The following is a 17,075-nucleotide window of genomic DNA, read 5'->3' on the forward strand; positions in this document are numbered from 1 at the left end:
GAGGAGAATTATGGCCAATTCATTTGGTATTGATATTGGAACTCAGAATCTCAAAGTTTTCAGTGGTTCAAATAATCAAATTACTAATATAAAAAATGCAATCGCAATCGTAAATAAAAATCAAATGTATGCTTACGGAGATAGCGCATATTCAATGCATGAGAAGGCACCTGAGTCTATTCAGGTTTCTTTCCCAATCGTTTCCGGAGTTATCGCAGATTTTGATAATATGCAAACAATGCTTTTTGAGGTATTGGAGCACGATTTAAAAGGCAAGATAAAGGGCAGTGATATTGTTGTTGCTGTTCCTACAGATATTACAGAGGTAGAGAAAAAGGCATTTGCAGATTTATTCAGCAAATCTAAGAATAAGCCTCATTCAGTTCGTATATGCGAAAAGCCAATTGCTAGTGCAATCGGTATGGGCATCGATGTATCTGAGCCTACAGGTGTTATGGTTGTAGATTTAGGTGCTGACACAACAGAAATCTCTGTCATTTCTCTTGGTGGTCTTGTTTTATCAGAGCTTCTTCCATTTGGTGGCAATCAGATTGATGAGTCTATCGTTACATATCTCAAGAGAAACTATAATCTTGTAATCGGACAGAAAACTGCAAAGCAGCTTAAGGAAGAAATCGGTTCTGCAATAGAGGGCAGAGGAGAGAAGCTTACAGTTGTTGGTCGTGACGTCGTTAGTGGTTTACCAATAGAAATGGAAATCGAAAGCGATGTTATTTACAATGCAATCCGCAGCGATCTTGAAAGCTTCTGTACAAATGTTAAGCTTATCCTTGAAAAGGTTCCACCAGAGCTAGCAAAGGATATTGTACATGCAGGTATCTATCTTACAGGTGGTACATCAAAGCTTTACCAGCTCACTGAGTTATTTTCACAGGTTACAAACATCAAGGTTAACGCTTTTGATGAGCCTCAGGAATCATGTGTTCGCGGTCTTGGTCAGGTTCTTTCTGATGCCAAGTTCAAGACATATGGTTATAGTATGAAAACAAGAATTTTTAAATAATTGAGGGCTTATGAGACAAAGAAAAGCAGGTGGAGGAGTTCCAAGTAAATATTTGCTCATGATTCTTTCCATTATTTGCATAATGCTCTTATTCTTCAGCTATTCTACCGGTTTTACTGGTGGACCACTTTTGACTATTTCCAACCACATCTTTATTCCTATGCAAAAGGGTATAGATTTCATTGGAAGTACAATTGCTATTTCATCAGCAGATACCAAAACAAAAGAGGAATTAGTTAAAGAAAACGAAGAGCTTCAGAAGCAAGTGGAAGATTTAAATGCTTCTATTAGCAACTATGAGCTTAAGCTCAAGGAGCTTGATGAACTTCAAGAATTATATGAGCTAGATCAGACTTATTTCGATTACGAAACAACTGGAGCTCGTATAATCGGAAGAGGAACTTCTAATTGGTTTAACACTTTTACAATAGATAAAGGTTCTAAGGATGGAATCGAAATCAATATGAATGTTATTGCTGATGGCGGTTTAGTAGGAATCGTTACTTCTGTAGGTGATTCTTACGCCACAGTTAGAGCAATCGTTGACGATACATCCAATGTCAGTGCAACTATCTCATCAACAGAGGATAATTGTATTGTATCTGGTTCATTGCAGAGTATGACTTCAGACAATGTAATTCTATTTTCTAACTTAGATGACGATGATGATCAGGTTGCTATTGGTGATGTTGTCACTACATCAAATATTTCTGATAAGTATTTGCCAGGTCTTATGATTGGCTATATTTCTTCAGTTTCTTTAGATGAAAATGAATTAACAAAATCTGGAACTATTACTCCAGTTGTAGATTTTAAGCACTTATCAGACGTTCTCGTAATTTTGCAGACGAAGGAGTCATATAAAGGTGACTGATTATAAACAATATTTAAGAAGAATATTGATAATAGCAGCTGTTATTTATGTATGCTTTTTACTTCAAACAAGCATATTTAGCCATTTTCAGCTTGCTAGTGTCACGCCTAATATTCTAGTATGCGTAGTTTCCACCTATGGTTTCATGAAGGGGCGGAAGTACGGTATTATCATTGGATTTTGTACAGGACTTTTACTGGATGTATTTTCCGGAAATCTTTTTGGAATGTACGCCTTGATTTATATGTACATAGGTCTTCTTAACGGTATGTTTCGAAAACAATTCTATGGAGATGATTTACGTCTTCCTATGATACTGATAGGCACAAGTGATTTAATCTATGGAATTGTAACATACCTAATTTTATTTGCTATCAGATCTCAGTATGATTTTTCTTATTATTTAATAAATATCATTTTACCTGAGGTTGTTTATACTTTACTTGTATCCATTTTTGTTTATTATTTAATACTTCATTTAAACAATTGGGTAGATAAACTCGAAAAGAAAGGTTCTGATAGAATTGGAAATTATTAAGGACTTTTTAAAAAATGCATTTTCTTCTCGAATTCGTGTAGTATCAGTGGCAATGATTTTCTTTGCTACTGTTCTTGTTTCACGTCTTTTTTATTTACAAATTATCAGTGGTAGTCAGTATCAGGATAATTATAATCTCAAGCTTGAAAAAACAGAAACTATACCAGCCATAAGAGGTAACATTTACGATAGAAATGGCAATCTTTTAGCTTATAATGAGTTGGTTTATGCTGTCACAATTCAAGATACTGGAACATATTCCAACAAAAAAGAGCGTAGTCAATCTTTAAATAAAGAAATTGCTGAAATCATTACAAAGCTGGAGAAAAATGGAGATAAAATCGATAACAATTTCGGTATCTACATTGATTCTTCTGGAGAATTTCAGTTCATCAATTCTGGAAATGCTCTTCAGCGCTTTAGAGCAGATGTTTTCGGAAAGAACAGTATTGATGACCTTGAATACAACGAAAAACTAGGCTTTGATGAAGCAACTGCTACACCAGATGAAATCATTAATTATCTTGAAGGAGAAAATGTATATAACATTTCTTCCGATTACTCTAAGAAACTTCGCTATGAGGTAATGATTGTCCGTTACAACATGGGCCAAAACTCATACCAGAAGTATATTTCTACTGTAATCGCATCAGATATCTCTGATGAATCTGTTGCCTACATAAAGGAAAATATTAATGAGCTCACAGGTGTTGATGTAGAGCAAAAATCACTTCGTAGATACGTAGACAGCGAATATTTTGCTCACATTATCGGCTACACAGGTCAGATTTCTACATCCGAATACAAAGAACTTTCAAAGGAAGATGATTCTATCGAGACCTCAGATGTAGTAGGTAAATCAGGCATCGAAAAATACATGAATGATTACCTTACTGGTACAAAGGGCTACGAGACTTTATACGTAGACAGTGTAGGTAACACTATTGCAGAGGGTGATTACAAAGCCGCAGAATCTGGTAATGATGTTTACCTTTCTATTGATATGGATTTGCAGAAGGCCGCTTATATTCTTCTTGAGCAGGAGATTGCAGGTATTTTGTATTCAAAGATTCAAAACATAAAAGAATCAAGCAATAATTCATCATCAGACGTAGTTGTACCAATTTATGATGTTTATTATTCATTGATAAAAAATGGAATCATTGATATTAATGCATTCCACGATGCTAATGCTACTGATACAGAAAAAGCTGTTTTAAGTGCCTATGAATCTAAGCAAAAAGAGGTGCTTGCAGCTCTTAAGACTCAGCTTCGTTTTTCAAACAATACTGTTTACAACGAGTTGCCGGAAGAGTATCAGGCATATTCTACATACATCGTTACCAAGCTTAAGAGCATGGGCATTTTTGATGCTAATGCTATCGATAACAACTCCGATGTACAAAAGAGCTGGACATCAGAGGAAATGGCTGTAAATCAATACTTGATTTATGCTATAGAGCAAAATTGGATTGATATTACAAAATACGAAGAAGAAGCTAAGTATGCTGATACAGAAGAGCTTTATAACGATTTGGTAGATTACATAATTGATTATCTTTCTACTGATGTTAACTTCCAGAAGCTTGTATACAAGTACTTATTGTTAGACGATGGAATTAGCGGATATCAGCTTTGCCTGATTCTTTATGATCAGGGAGTTTTATCTACTGATGATGAAGATTATTCGGCCCTCTCTGGGGGTAATATGACAGCTTACGATTTCATGCTTAAGAAAATTAAGTCACTTGAAATCACACCTGGCCAGCTTGCACTTGATCCATGCTCAGGTTCTACTGTAATCCTTGATGCTAAGACTGGTGAAGTTTTAGCGATGGTTACTTATCCTGGCTACGATAATAATCGCTTGGCTAATTCAGTTGACTCAGATTATTATTCGTACCTTACTAATAGTGCGGCCAATCCGCTTTACAATTATGCTACTCAGCAGCGTACAGCGCCTGGTTCTACATTTAAGATTGTCAGCTCAACAGCCGGTCTTGCAGAGGGAGTTATTACTACCACTTCAGAAATCACTGATTTAGGCCAGTATACAAAAGTATCTAACAATCCTAAGTGTTGGATTTATCCTAGCAACCATGGTAGCATCAATGTATCAGAAGCTATCAGAGATTCTTGTAACTACTTCTTCTATGAAGTTGGTTGGAGATTAGCTGGCGGTGACGGCGCTTATGATGATGTTACAGGTATCGAAAAGATTACAAAGTATGCATCACTCTATGGCTTGGATGAGACCACTGGCGTGGAAGTAGAAGAGAATACACCTCATATTGCTACGGAATATCCTGTCATGGCCGCCATCGGTCAGTCTGATAACAACTTTACAACTGTTGGTCTTGCTCGATATGCAACAGCAATCGCAAGCCGCGGTACAGTTTACAAACTTACACTTTTAGATAGTGTTAAGGACCCTGATGGAAATGTTATCGAAAGCTATGGGCCATCAGTTAGAAATCAGGTTGACGTTTTGAATACAGAACAGTGGGATGCTATCCATTATGGTATGAGAATGGTTTGCGAGTCATTATCATCCTTCAACAATTTCTCTGTTGAGGTTGCTGGTAAGACAGGTACTGCGCAGCAGGTATCAAATCGTCCTAACCACGCGTTATTCATTGGATTTGCTCCATATAATAACCCGGAGGTTGCCATTGCTACCCGTATTGCTTACGGTTATACATCACATAATGCAGCCGAGGTTTCAAAAGATATTTTGGCTTACTACTTTGGTGTTTCTGAAACAGAAGAGCTACTTGATGGTGAAGCTAATATTGTTTCAAATTCAGAGAATGAATTTACAGATTAAAAAATAGGAGAATAATATGTCTAAAGATGCAGTTATTTTAAAAAGTAACAAATATGGTTTGACATTACAGCTTGATCCAGTCATGCCATTTGCAGATTTAATTAGAAAAGTATGTGAAAAGTTTGCAGCCTCTGCAGATTTCTTTGGCGAGACATCCATGATTCTCGAAACTATAGGCAGAGAATTATCTAGTGAAGAAGGCATGATTCTTATACAGGCAATCGAGCTTAATTCCAAAATCAAAATAATTCTTCTTCACGAAAATAATGAGCTCAAAGATACTAGAATGCTTGGCGAGATCGACAGATTTTATGCAGATAACATTTTTGAAAATGCTAAAATTATCAGAGGAAGCGTCATGAAAAATGATGAAGTTAAATCTGATTCAAGCATCATTATACTTGGAGATGTAAAGTCTAAGGCCAGCGTTGTTGCAAAAGGAAATATCATCGTTATGGGAAATCTTGATGGAAGTGCCTATGCTGGATATCCTGACAATTCTGGCTGTTATATAGCAGCTGGAGTTCTCAATAGCAAAAATCTTACTATCGGAAATATTTCCGGAGAGGTTACATTGCAGGAGAAGTGGTCACTTAGAGTTCATCGCAAAGAAAAAGAACCTGTTGGTGTCACTGTATGGAATGGAGAATTATTGGCAGAGCCTTTAAGCAGCGGATTACTTAGAAGGATAAAATAATGTTTCACAATTATAAATTTAAAAACCTTGATTTAAAGTTAATAACAGCGGTAATTGCTCTTACAATTATTGGAATTTTCGTTATTGGTAGTGCCAATGAATCCAATCAGCAAAAGCAAATCCTGGGTATGATTCTAGGTATTTTTGTTATGAGTGGAATGGCCTTAATCGATTATGATTTTCTGCTTCATTTTCATTGGATTTATTACGGGGTAGTTATAGTACTGCTTATTTCCGTATTGTTTTTCGGTTCAGAATCCGGTGGTGCTACCAGATGGATTGAAATGGGTATCAGATTCCAGCCATCAGAGTTAGGTAAGATTTTACTTATTCTATTCTTTGCATGGTTTTTTATGATGCATGAAGAAGACATAAATAAGCCTAAAACTATCGGAATTACGTTATTTTTATCTGCAATTCCTCTATTTTTAATAGAAAAAGAACCAGATTTATCGACTACAATTGTCACAATGATGATTATTTGTGTTATGATATTTGTAACGGGGATTAGTTATAAATTAGTTGGTACAGTTGTAGGTGTTACAATTCCTTCAATAGCGCTTTTGCTTATACTTATCACTAGAGAAGGGCAGACTATTCTTAACGAATACCAGGGACTTCGAATTCTTGCGTGGTTAAAGCCAGAAGAGTATCCATCAAGCTCATACCAGCAGCAGAATTCAATTATGGCCATTGGTTCTGGCCAGCTTATGGGTAAAGGTCTTGGTAACGAGGCTTTTGATTCAGTTAAGAATGGTAATTATATATCAGAGCCACACACAGATTTTATATTTGCTGTAGCGGGAGAAGAGTTAGGTTTTGTTGGTTCTGCAATAATTATTGCACTTATCTTCTTTATCACAATTGAAATACTATTGATTGCCAAGAATGCAAAGGATATTTCAGGCAAACTTATCTGTGTTGGCATGGCTACACTTATTGGATTCCAAAGTTTTGTAAACATCTGTGTAGTTACTGGCTTAATGCCAAATACAGGCCTACCACTTCCTTTTGTTAGTTATGGTCTGACATCACTGGTTACCATTTATTTTGGTGTCGGAATCGTATTAAATGTTGGTCTTCAATCAAAAAATAATACTGGGAGGCTATTTTAAATGAATATTGGATTAGTTGCACACGACTCAAAGAAAAAGCTTATGCAGAATTTCTGTATTGCGTACAGAGGTATTCTCAGCAAAAACGAAATATTTGCTACAGGAACAACCGGTCGCTTAGTTGAGGAAGTAACAAATCTTAGCGTACATAAATATCTTGCTGGACACCTTGGTGGTACTCAACAGCTTGGTGCTCAGATTGAACAAAATGAAATTGACTTAGTCATTTTCTTAAGAGATCCTTTGACTGTAAAATCTCATGAGCCAGATGTTAACAACATCGTTCGTATATGCGATGCTAACAACATTCCACTTGCGACAAATCTTGCTACTGCAGAGTTACTTATCAAATCATTAGATAGAGGGGATCTTGAGTGGCGTGAAATGTATAAATAAGTTTATAGCATTATCATTAATATTTTGTATTTCCTTTATCATGGTTGCTTGTGGTAAATCAGAAGAATCTATAGCAACTTACAATCTTTACGATTCTTCTTTTACCTACGGAATCACACATAATGGCGCTAATTCAGACGTGGAGCTTTTTGCTCAGGATTTATGTGTAGTTGGTACTGATGATTTAGGTACATCTGCCGTTGATTCTCAAGTTGCTGGAGCAGCCGGAGCTTTCAACACCACAGAACAGACTGTAGTCTATGCTCAGAATATGCATGAAAAGATGTATCCAGCATCTACCACAAAGATTCTAACAGCCTATATAGCTTGTCTTTATGGCAATCTTGACGATTACTATACAGTCAGTGCAAATGCTGTTGATCAGGCAAGTGATTCTTCAGTAATCAATCTTAAAGAAGGGGATGTTATTTCCCTTCGAGATTTACTATATGGCTTAATGCTTCGTTCTGGTAACGATGCAGCTGTTGCAATTGCAGAAGGTCTTGAGGGTGATGTAGATTCATTTGTTGCACTGATGAATTCTACAGCTAAATCATTAGGTGCTACAAACACTAATTTCGTTACACCTAACGGACTTCACGATGAAAATCATTACACTACCGTATATGATATGTATCTCATCTTGAATGCCGCTATGCAAAACGAGACATTCTATAATATCTTCACTGCAAGCACTTACACTGCTAATTACACCAGCGGTGGCGCAGCCAAAACAGTTGAATGGAACACTACAAATCAATACATCACCGGTAAAGTAAGCACTCCTAATGGTTTTACTATCCTAGGAGGCAAGACAGGAACAACTGGCGCAGCAGGTTATTGTCTAGTTTTACTGTCTGAAAATGAAGATCACGATAAAATAATCTCTATTGTTTTTAACGCAGATTGTCGTTCAAATCTATATCTTTTAATGAATCAGATTTTAACTAATTATTGCGTGTAAAGTATTTAGGTTTTAATAGCGTTATGCTATGATAAATATAACAAAACTTTAAGGGAGGTATTTGGATATGGTGGAAATTATTTCAGGCGAAAAGGGTAAGGGTAAGACAAAATATCTATTAGACAAGGTAAATGCCGATATTAAGAATGTCGACGGCTCAATTGTCTATATAGATAAAAACACAAAGCACATGTATGAATTAGATTCTAAGATTCGTTTGATTAACATGGGGGATTATCCAATCGAATCTACAGATGAATTTCTTGGTTTCTTAAGTGGCGTATTATCACAGAATTCTGATATTCAAGAAGTATTTTTAGATAGTTTTCTAACTGTATCCTATATTAATGATAACGACGGATTTAGTAAGGCTTTAAGTAAATTAAATAAGATTTGCGATATGTTCGAAGTTAAGTTTGTTTTATCAGTAAGCAAAAACGAAAAGGATTTACCAGCAGACGCGAAGAGTAAAATCATCGTTTCTCTATAATATAACGATTGTTAGGCCACCTTGCGTGGCCTAAATTTATGTGAAAGAATGAAAAAAGCTAAAAAGAATGACAAAATAATTAAATATCCAAAGCAATACCATTTTTCTATTGGCTTTATTATTATCGGTGTAATGTTTATCTATATGATTTATCATTTGTTTACTTACATTACCGCCGATAATATTACTGTTTACGAAGTATCTCAAGGCTCAATTTCATCAAATCTTGAGTACAATGCATTGGCAATACGAGAAGAACAGGTTATCACTGCTGAAAATAGTGGTGATGTACTTTATCTTTCTGAGAATTTTGGAAAGGTAGGTTCGAAGACTCAGATTTACGCCTTAGATACAACCGGTGAGATTCTATCTTCAATTAAAGAATCTACCGAAAAATCAGAAATAACGCTTGATGAAGAATCTTACGATAAGATTCAGAGTCTTGTAACCAATTACGTGTTAGATTATGAGCCATCAGAGTTTAATAAGACTTATGCTTTTAAGAATGAGCTGGAATCCCAGGTTGAGCAGCTATATACTGTTTCAGCCATGGAAGCCATGGGCGATTCACTCAATCAAGCTGTAGCAAATGGTTCATTTAATATTTATAACAGTCCTGTTCCGGGTCTTGTAGTTTATTCCATTGATGGTTTAGAGGATTTGACTATAGACAATTTTATGTCAGATTCACTTGATATTAGCAATTATTCTAGTGTTAATCTTAAAGCTCAGGAATCTGTCGTGGCAGGTCAAGCAGTATACAAAGTTATAACATCGGATCATTGGAACTTGGTTTTTGAGGTAGACAAAACTCTATACGATTCATTGCAGGGAGAAACATATCTTAAAATCAAGTTTTTAGAGGATGAGGCTGAAACCTGGACAAATCTTGATTTTGCAGAAAAGGCCGGAAAATATTACCTTATTTTGACACTTGATGATTCAATGGATAGATATGCAGATTCTCGTTTCGTCCACATCAAAATCATTAATAACAATATTTCCGGATTAAAGATACCAAATTCTTCAATTGTACTTAAGGATTTCTACACAATACCTAAGGGGTACATGATTCAAGGGAATAACACTGATGACGCAGGTTTCCTTTTACAATCAGGTAACGAAAATGTATTTGTAACTCCTACAATTTATTATGAAAACGACGATTTCTACTTTGTAGATGATGAAATCCTTACCAGGGGGGATAAGCTGGTTAAGCCAAATTCCAACGAGACTTATGTAGTAGGCTCCGATATGGACAGTCTTGAGGGTGTATATAATGTTAATAAGGGTTATGCTGTTTTCAAACAGATAGAAGTTTTATATCAAAATGATGATTATTCCATCATCAAAACAGGCACTAACTACGGAATTTCCATGTATGATCACATCGTTTTACAAGGAAATGAAGTAGAGGAAAATACAATTATTAACTAATCAAGGAGATATACAATGCGTAAAGACGATTTAATGAATAATTTAGCATCAGTAGAAGAGAGAGTGGCAGCTGCTTGCAAGAGAGCTGGTAGAGATAGAAGTGAGGTTACTCTCATTGCTGTTAGTAAGACTAAGCCTGTAGAAGACTTACAGGTTATCTATGATCAGGGTGTTAGAGAATTCGGTGAAAATAAGGTTCAGGAGCTTACAGGTAAAATTCCAGAACTTCCACAGGATATTAACTGGCATCTCATCGGACATTTACAGCGCAACAAAGTTAAATATATCGTAGATAAGGTTAAACTTATTCATTCAGTAGACAGCTATAGATTGGCTGAAGAAATCAATATTCAGGCTAAAAAGCACAATATTACAGTACCAATCCTAATCGAAGTTAACGCAGCCAATGAAGCAACAAAATTTGGAGTTAAGTTAGAAGAAACAAAACAGCTCTGTGAGGAGATCTCTCACTTAGAAAATGTACGCATCAAAGGTTTAATGACTATAGCACCAAATGTTGTGGTTCCAGAAGAAAATAGAGCAATTTTTCACAAAATAAAGGTTTTATCTGTTGACATAGCAGAAGAAAACATTGATAATGTAGATATGAGAATTATATCTATGGGTATGACAAATGATTTTGAAGTAGCCATAGAGGAGGGTGCTACTCATGTGAGAGTGGGTACAGCCATTTTTGGAGAGAGAAACTACAACATATAGAACTAAAAGAGGAGAATTGATATGTTTGAGAGAATGCTTGATGCTATGCATCTTAGTGATGATTATGACGACGATTATGATGATGATTTATATGAAGAAGAGGAAGATAAATCATTCTTCAACAAGTTCGGAAGAAAAGATGACGAAGACAAGCGTACAGTTTTAAACAAGCCTTCTGAGAAAGAATCTAGAGCTTCTAAACCTGCACCAAAGATCACACCAATGAGAAACAAAGGGAAAGGAGCAGTCATGGAAGTTTGTGTAATTAAGCCATCTTCATTTGAGGATGCTAGAGAAATTTCAGAGACACTTTTAGCAGACAGAACTGTTTTACTTAACATGAAAGGCTTAGATTTAGGAGTTGCACAGCGTATCATCGATTTCACATGTGGTACTTGCTACGCAATCGACGGAAATCTACAGCGTATTGAGGATTATATCTTCATTATCACACCTGCAGGAGTTGAGTTATCTGGTGATTTGGCAGGAATCGTAGATGCCTTTGACTTCACAGGAATTCAAACTGGCTTTTAATAACCGGCACCAGGCTTAATGTCTGGTGCTTTTAATTTAGTATATGAGGACACGCTATGCACGATTTAATCATTAATTACGAGGGTAAACCTTGTTACGAGATTTGTTTTAGGCCTGATTTTAGTGATTTACTTGAGCTTTTTAATTCAGAGGTAAATCATGTATACGATAACATCTGTATCGTTTCTGATTCAAATGTTGCCCCAATATATCTTGCTGAGGTTTTGGATATATTCAAGCAAACATCCAGTAATGTTTGTTCCTTCAGTTTTGATGCCGGTGAGGCTTCCAAGAATCTTGATACAGTCAATATGCTTTATGAACATTTGATTCTTAAGCATTTTACCAGGAATTCACTGCTTGTAGCTCTTGGCGGTGGCGTTGTGGGTGACTTGACAGGTTTCGCTGCAGCCACATTCCTTAGAGGAATTGATTTTATCCAAATACCAACCACCTTATTATCTCAAGTCGATAGCTCTGTTGGTGGCAAGACTGGTGTAGATTTTAAAGGCTACAAAAACATGGTTGGAGCATTTTATATGCCTCGCCTTGTATATATGAATCTAGACACACTAAACACTCTCGATGATTACAATTTTGCTTGCGGAATGGGTGAAGTTGTTAAGAGCGCATTGATTGCAAACAAAGGCTTTTATCAGTGGCTCAAAGACAATAAACAAGCGATTTTGAATAAAGACTATGAAGCCCTTGCACATACTGTTTCAGAATGCTGTAAAATAAAGGGCCACGTCGTTGAAATAGATCCTAAAGAGAAAGGCATCAGAGCTTATCTTAATTTCGGTCACACCCTTGGTCATGCTATTGAAAAGCTTAGCAACTTTAAGCTAGGTCACGGTCAATGCGTAAGCCTTGGAATGGTTTGTGCCATGCATTTATCTGCAAAACTAGGATATGTGAATCAAAATGAAGTTTCAGATGTAATTGACACTTTGAAAGCCTTTGATTTGCCTGTATCTTTATCAAATTTATCTGCAGATGATATTGTTTTAGCATCTAAGTCAGACAAGAAAATGGCCGGGGCTAAAATCAAATTCATAGTCCTCAAAGCTATTGGAGAAGCAGCCGCTTATATGGATTTTAGCGACGAAGATTTAAAATATAGTATTGAACAGGTATTAGATTAATGAAAGAACGTAATAATAAATATGTTATGATTTGGAATATTGTAATCATTTTGTTACTGATATTCCTTGATCAGATTACAAAAATTGGAGCAATAGCCTTTTTAAAGGACAAGGCTGATATCATCCTTATCAAAGGTGTTTTGCAGCTACATTATCTTGAAAACACTGGCGCTGCATTTTCAATGCTTGAAGGCAAGCAGCTTTTATTTTCAATTATCACACCGATACTATGCGTAGGATTGTTATATATCCTCGGAAAGATGCCTAAAACAAACAAAAACCTGCCACTGAATTATATAATTGTATTTCTTGTAGCTGGCGCCATCGGTAATTACATCGATAGAATAATGAATCATTATGTAGTTGATTTCATTTATGTTTCTCTAATAAATTTCCCTGTATTTAACGTTGCCGATTGTTATGTGACAGTTTCAGTAATACTTTTGTTTATCCTTATTATGTTCTATTATAAGGATGAAGATTTAGAGGAATTAAAGCAACATTTAAGGTTTAAGAAGAATGGATGAATTTAATCTTTCAATTGAAGATTCAAGCGATGAAGGTATTCGCATAGACAAATATCTTGCATCAGCTTTACCAGAAAAATCTAGAAGCTACTATCAAAAAGCTATTGATAGTGGCTTTGTTTTGGTTAATGGAAAGCAGGTTAAATCTAAATATCAAACAAAGCTTGGCGACGAAATTGTAGTAAGTATTGAGCCGGTCAAAGAAATAGACATTGAGCCAGAGGATATCCCTATTGATATTCTTTACGAAGATGAAGATCTAATTGTGGTAAATAAGCCAAAGGGGATGGTGGTTCATCCCGCTCCAGGCCATTATTCTGGTACACTTGTGAATGCTTTGATGTTTCATTGCAAAGATTCGTTATCAGGTATAAACGGAGAAATCCGTCCTGGAATCGTGCATCGAATCGATATGAATACCACCGGTTCGCTTTTAGTATGTAAGAATGATAAAGCTCATAACGATATTGCAGCTCAAATTAAAGTTCATTCAGTTAATCGAATTTATAAAGGAATCGTGGTTGGCAATTTCAAAGATGAAGAAGGCACTATAAACGCTCCTATAGGCCGAAATCCGAAAGATAGAAAGAAGATGGCTGTTGTTCCCGATGGAAGAGATGCAATTACTCATTTCACCGTTTTAGAGCAATATAAAGGATTTAGTTTCGTTCAATTCAAACTTGAAACCGGGCGTACGCATCAGATTCGTGTACATATGGCTCATATCGGTCATCCGCTTTTAGGTGACGATGTATATGGAAAGCCTGTAAAAAATCTACAAGGCCAAACACTTCATGCCGAAACGATTGGCTTTGTACAGCCTACAACAAAGGAATATGTAGAGGTAAAAGCACCTCTTCCTGAATATTTTGAAAAACTATTAGAAAAACATAGAAAGGAAATTAAGTAGCATGCAACAATATGAATACATTCCAAAGGGCGTATGTGCCCGTAAAATCAATTTTGATATGGAAGATGGTAAACTTTACAATGTGAAATTTACAGGTGGCTGTGCCGGAAATACAGCTGCTATAGGCAAGCTCCTTGAAGGCGCTGATGCTGCACATACTGTTGAAATCCTAAAAGGTAACCTTTGCGGCTTTAAAGGCACTAGTTGTGCAGACCAGCTGGCTCTTGGTATAGAAAAGGCATTAAGCGAAAACTAAGTGTCTTTTCTACTGAAATCTACAGCATTTCTTGCTTGACGCTTGTGTTCATCCTCGATAGCTGCGTAATAATCGATGGTAGTATTGATATTTTCATGGCCTAACACATCGGCAACCAAACGTATATCGCCGGTCTCACGATAGAGAGCAGTGCCATATGTGCTGCGCAGCTTATGAGGTGTTATTTTCTTATTAGGAACAACGATTTTAGCGTATTTCTTTACTAGATTTTCTATTGCATCAACGCTGATTCTCTTGCCTTGAAGGGAATAGAAGAGAGCGGTTTCATGCCCCTCAATAGGCTTAATATACTCACGTTCACCATTAATATAGTCTTTCAAAGTAGTAGCTACATCATCGTTAAAGTAGATTACATCCTGGCCTCCACCCTTTCTAACGATTGTTAAAGAATTAACATGAAAATCTACATCAGTTACATCAAGTCCATTACATTCACTGACACGGATTCCAGTATTTAGCATTAATGTAAGGATTGCCAGATCACGGCCGCGAGTTTTTTGATTATAAATACGTTGCCTTTCAGATGTAAATGCATTTCCTTGGTCAATAGCTTCAAGAATCGCCTGAACCTCATAATTGTTCATTCTAATGATGTTTTTGTCTTTTTTTAGCTTAGGAAGCTCAACCATGGCCGTTGGATTATCATCAATATTGTGTCTAACATGATGGTATTTAAACATACCACGAAGTGGCGACATTTTACGAGCAATTGCCTTTTTGTCATTTTCATGTTGCTCACCAATAACATTAAGCTCAAGGTAACGTTGATACTCAACAATGTCTTCAGCTGTAATTTTATTAAGAACTCCGTAATCAATTTTTTTGAGGTCCTGACCATCAATTGTAGGGTTAGAGGCTCCTAAAAATCGAAAGAACGTTAATAGATCATAGCTATATGAAATTAAAGTACTTGGCTGAGTTGTTTGTTCTTTAGAATAAATATAATCAGCAGCGCATTTAGGAAGCTGCGATATAAGTTCACGTAATTTAATTTTTTGATTCTTTGTTTTGTCTTTATAGAATTGTGAATCTTTACCCATATTGTAAAAACCTCCAGATATTTGAAAAAGTAGGTGATAGATAAAATGCCGTATTTTCGGGCTTTTTTGATACTATCTATCGGATAAACAGATATTTATCCGATAGATATATTTTACTCTCTTCTGCGATTTTTATCAAGTGATATAGTAACTTTTACGTAAATTTTTAATGTAAATGCAAATTTCTTAAACTTAATGCAAGTTTCTACAGGTAAAAGCAATACATATAGTACTTTTGCATTTAGTTCTAGAAATTATAGGCATAATTAAAGGAGCTAAACCAGCTCCTTATAATATGTTTATTTAGTTAAACAAATTTGAATTGTTAGCACTCTGTCTTATTGCACCGGAGGCATAAAGCATAAAATGCAATCGCCAGAAACTGTGATACCACAGACACAGTGACAAGATACACAGGATTCAAATCATACAGGGCACCGAGAAGCCAACTGCCCAGAAACCACGCAATACCAAATCCTGTCTCAAATATTCCGAAACCGGTGCTTCGCATGGAACGCGGGACGATTCCGCTGACAGCTGCTTTCATAATACTTTCCTGCGCACCCATTCCAATCCCCCACAGAATTATCCCAGCTCCGATCAACCAGGCATTTCCAGTCATAAAAACAAAACATGAGAAGAATGTACTGCATAGTGTGGAAATGATCAGAGCCTTCAGCCCGACCTTATCATAAAGCCAGCCAAAGAATAGTGCAGCAAAGGCATCCACAGCCATTGCCCCAGCATATAGCAGACTGAGCATGGATTCATTAAATGCTCCGGTATTAGCCGAATGAAGTGTGATCAGGGTGAAGTCTGCAAAGCCAAAAGCAAAAAAGCAGATGGCCGCCATGAACAGAACAAATGACTTCCTGAATTCAAAGCTTGCCGGTTTATCTTCCTGCTTTTCAAAGATCTCCGGATCAGGGTATCTTATCTTTGCTGCCAAAACAAGAGCTATGGTGATCATTGCAGGAACAAGCAGTATCGCAAAAGAGATCCTATACGTTGTAAAAAGGTCGTCTATACCTTTTACAAGAGCTGTTACAAAAAGCAGTACAGGTCCGAGAAACGCGCCAAGCTGATCCAGAAACTCCTGATAGGCAAAGCCTTTTCCGGTTCCGATCTCGCTTGCCGCAAAGCTTACCAATGTGTTTTTGGCAGGCTTTTTTATCGCTTTTCCGATACGTTCCAGGATCACAAGACCGCAGGCCCAAATCCAGCCATGTTCAGGTACGAGTGCCAGTGCAGGAATCGCCAGAGCCTGTATTACATAGCCTGTGATAACAAATGTCCAGTATTTCTTCGTTTTATCTGCTATAAATCCGGATATGAGCCTTAGTGAATACCCGCACAATTCTCCTATACCGGACACAAATCCGATGGTTGCAGCGGATGCCCCTGCGAGGTTCAGATATTCGCCCAATATGCTTCTTGCGCCTTCATGAGTCATGTCCGAAAACAGACTTACGATTCCCATCAGGGTTATAAATGTTATGGCGCCAGACAAAGCCTTTTTTTTATCCATGTTCTACTCCACTAATCCCGATTTATCAATGT

Annotated in this window: 18 protein-coding genes; 16 read left to right on the top strand and 2 right to left on the bottom strand. The window is 36.6% G+C overall.

What is annotated here, in order from left to right; genetic code table 11:
- Positions 1–10 precede the first annotated feature (10 nt).
- The 16 genes from mreB to T498_RS0112585 all read left to right on the top strand — a co-directional run bounded on the left by mreB (position 11) and on the right by T498_RS0112585 (position 14,454).
- A complete protein-coding gene (gene mreB, locus T498_RS0112510) occupies positions 11–1,024 on the top strand; it encodes a rod shape-determining protein (protein WP_028236212.1) in 1,014 nt (337 codons plus the stop codon).
- 10 nt (positions 1,025–1,034) lie between these two features.
- Entirely contained in the window at positions 1,035–1,898 is an 864-nt protein-coding gene (gene mreC / locus T498_RS0112515; RefSeq protein ID WP_028236213.1) for a rod shape-determining protein MreC, read from the top strand.
- Entirely contained in the window at positions 1,891–2,436 is a 546-nt protein-coding gene (gene mreD / locus T498_RS0112520; protein ID WP_036978521.1) for a rod shape-determining protein MreD, read from the top strand. Before mreC ends, mreD begins: the two co-directional genes overlap by 8 nt.
- Positions 2,423–5,263 (top strand): penicillin-binding transpeptidase domain-containing protein, encoded by a 2,841-nt coding sequence (locus T498_RS0112525; protein ID WP_051524779.1) that lies wholly within the window; start codon positions 2,423–2,425, stop codon positions 5,261–5,263. Before mreD ends, T498_RS0112525 begins: the two co-directional genes overlap by 14 nt.
- Positions 5,264–5,279: 16 nt before the next feature.
- A complete protein-coding gene (locus T498_RS0112530; protein ID WP_028236216.1) occupies positions 5,280–5,960 on the top strand; it encodes a septum site-determining protein MinC in 681 nt (226 codons plus the stop codon).
- Positions 5,960–7,075: an FtsW/RodA/SpoVE family cell cycle protein gene (locus T498_RS0112535; protein ID WP_028236217.1), complete on the top strand. Its 1,116-nt coding sequence runs from the start codon at positions 5,960–5,962 to the stop codon at positions 7,073–7,075. The genes T498_RS0112530 and T498_RS0112535 overlap by 1 nt, the downstream gene beginning before the upstream one ends.
- Positions 7,076–7,471, top strand: coding sequence for a methylglyoxal synthase (locus T498_RS0112540; RefSeq protein ID WP_028236218.1), 396 nt, complete (start codon positions 7,076–7,078; stop codon positions 7,469–7,471).
- Complete coding sequence (locus tag T498_RS0112545; protein ID WP_028236219.1) at positions 7,455–8,435, top strand: D-alanyl-D-alanine carboxypeptidase family protein; 981 nt, start codon at positions 7,455–7,457, stop codon at positions 8,433–8,435. The genes T498_RS0112540 and T498_RS0112545 overlap by 17 nt, the downstream gene beginning before the upstream one ends.
- 67 nt (positions 8,436–8,502) lie before the next feature.
- Positions 8,503–8,925, top strand: coding sequence for a hypothetical protein (locus T498_RS0112550; protein WP_028236220.1), 423 nt, complete (start codon positions 8,503–8,505; stop codon positions 8,923–8,925).
- A 48-nt stretch (positions 8,926–8,973) separates the two neighbouring features.
- Positions 8,974–10,362, top strand: a complete 1,389-nt coding sequence (locus T498_RS0112555) for an HlyD family efflux transporter periplasmic adaptor subunit (RefSeq protein ID WP_028236221.1) — start codon at positions 8,974–8,976, stop codon at positions 10,360–10,362.
- A gap of 15 nt (positions 10,363–10,377) precedes the next feature.
- Positions 10,378–11,082: a YggS family pyridoxal phosphate-dependent enzyme gene (locus T498_RS0112560; RefSeq protein ID WP_028236222.1), complete on the top strand. Its 705-nt coding sequence runs from the start codon at positions 10,378–10,380 to the stop codon at positions 11,080–11,082.
- Positions 11,083–11,103: 21 nt separating this feature from the next.
- Positions 11,104–11,616, top strand: coding sequence for a cell division protein SepF (locus T498_RS0112565; RefSeq protein ID WP_051524781.1), 513 nt, complete (start codon positions 11,104–11,106; stop codon positions 11,614–11,616).
- 56 nt (positions 11,617–11,672) lie between these two features.
- Positions 11,673–12,761 carry a 3-dehydroquinate synthase gene (aroB, locus tag T498_RS0112570; protein WP_028236224.1) on the top strand — a complete coding sequence of 363 codons (1,089 nt, stop codon included), beginning with the start codon at positions 11,673–11,675 and terminating at the stop codon, positions 12,759–12,761.
- The gene (lspA, locus tag T498_RS0112575; protein WP_051524782.1) at positions 12,761–13,288 is read left to right on the top strand and encodes a signal peptidase II; all 528 of its coding nucleotides are present in this window, start codon (positions 12,761–12,763) and stop codon (positions 13,286–13,288) included. The genes aroB and lspA overlap by 1 nt, the downstream gene beginning before the upstream one ends.
- Positions 13,281–14,198 carry an RluA family pseudouridine synthase gene (locus T498_RS0112580; protein ID WP_028236226.1) on the top strand — a complete coding sequence of 306 codons (918 nt, stop codon included), beginning with the start codon at positions 13,281–13,283 and terminating at the stop codon, positions 14,196–14,198. The genes lspA and T498_RS0112580 overlap by 8 nt, the downstream gene beginning before the upstream one ends.
- Position 14,199: 1 nt before the next feature.
- Positions 14,200–14,454 (top strand): TIGR03905 family TSCPD domain-containing protein, encoded by a 255-nt coding sequence (locus tag T498_RS0112585; protein ID WP_028236227.1) that lies wholly within the window; start codon positions 14,200–14,202, stop codon positions 14,452–14,454.
- On the opposite strand, the gene T498_RS0112590 is transcribed toward T498_RS0112585, so the two are convergent.
- Together T498_RS0112590 and T498_RS0112595 are read right to left on the bottom strand one after the other, a co-directional pair.
- Positions 14,451–15,515: a tyrosine-type recombinase/integrase gene (locus T498_RS0112590; RefSeq protein WP_028236228.1), complete on the bottom strand. Its 1,065-nt coding sequence runs from the start codon at positions 15,513–15,515 to the stop codon at positions 14,451–14,453. The genes T498_RS0112585 and T498_RS0112590 overlap by 4 nt on opposite strands.
- Positions 15,516–15,840: 325 nt before the next feature.
- The gene (locus T498_RS0112595; RefSeq protein ID WP_028236229.1) at positions 15,841–17,043 is read right to left on the bottom strand and encodes an MFS transporter; all 1,203 of its coding nucleotides are present in this window, start codon (positions 17,041–17,043) and stop codon (positions 15,841–15,843) included.
- Positions 17,044–17,075 lie beyond the last annotated feature (32 nt).

Source organism: Pseudobutyrivibrio sp. MD2005 (assembly GCF_000621865.1).
GTDB lineage: Bacteria > Bacillota > Clostridia > Lachnospirales > Lachnospiraceae > Pseudobutyrivibrio.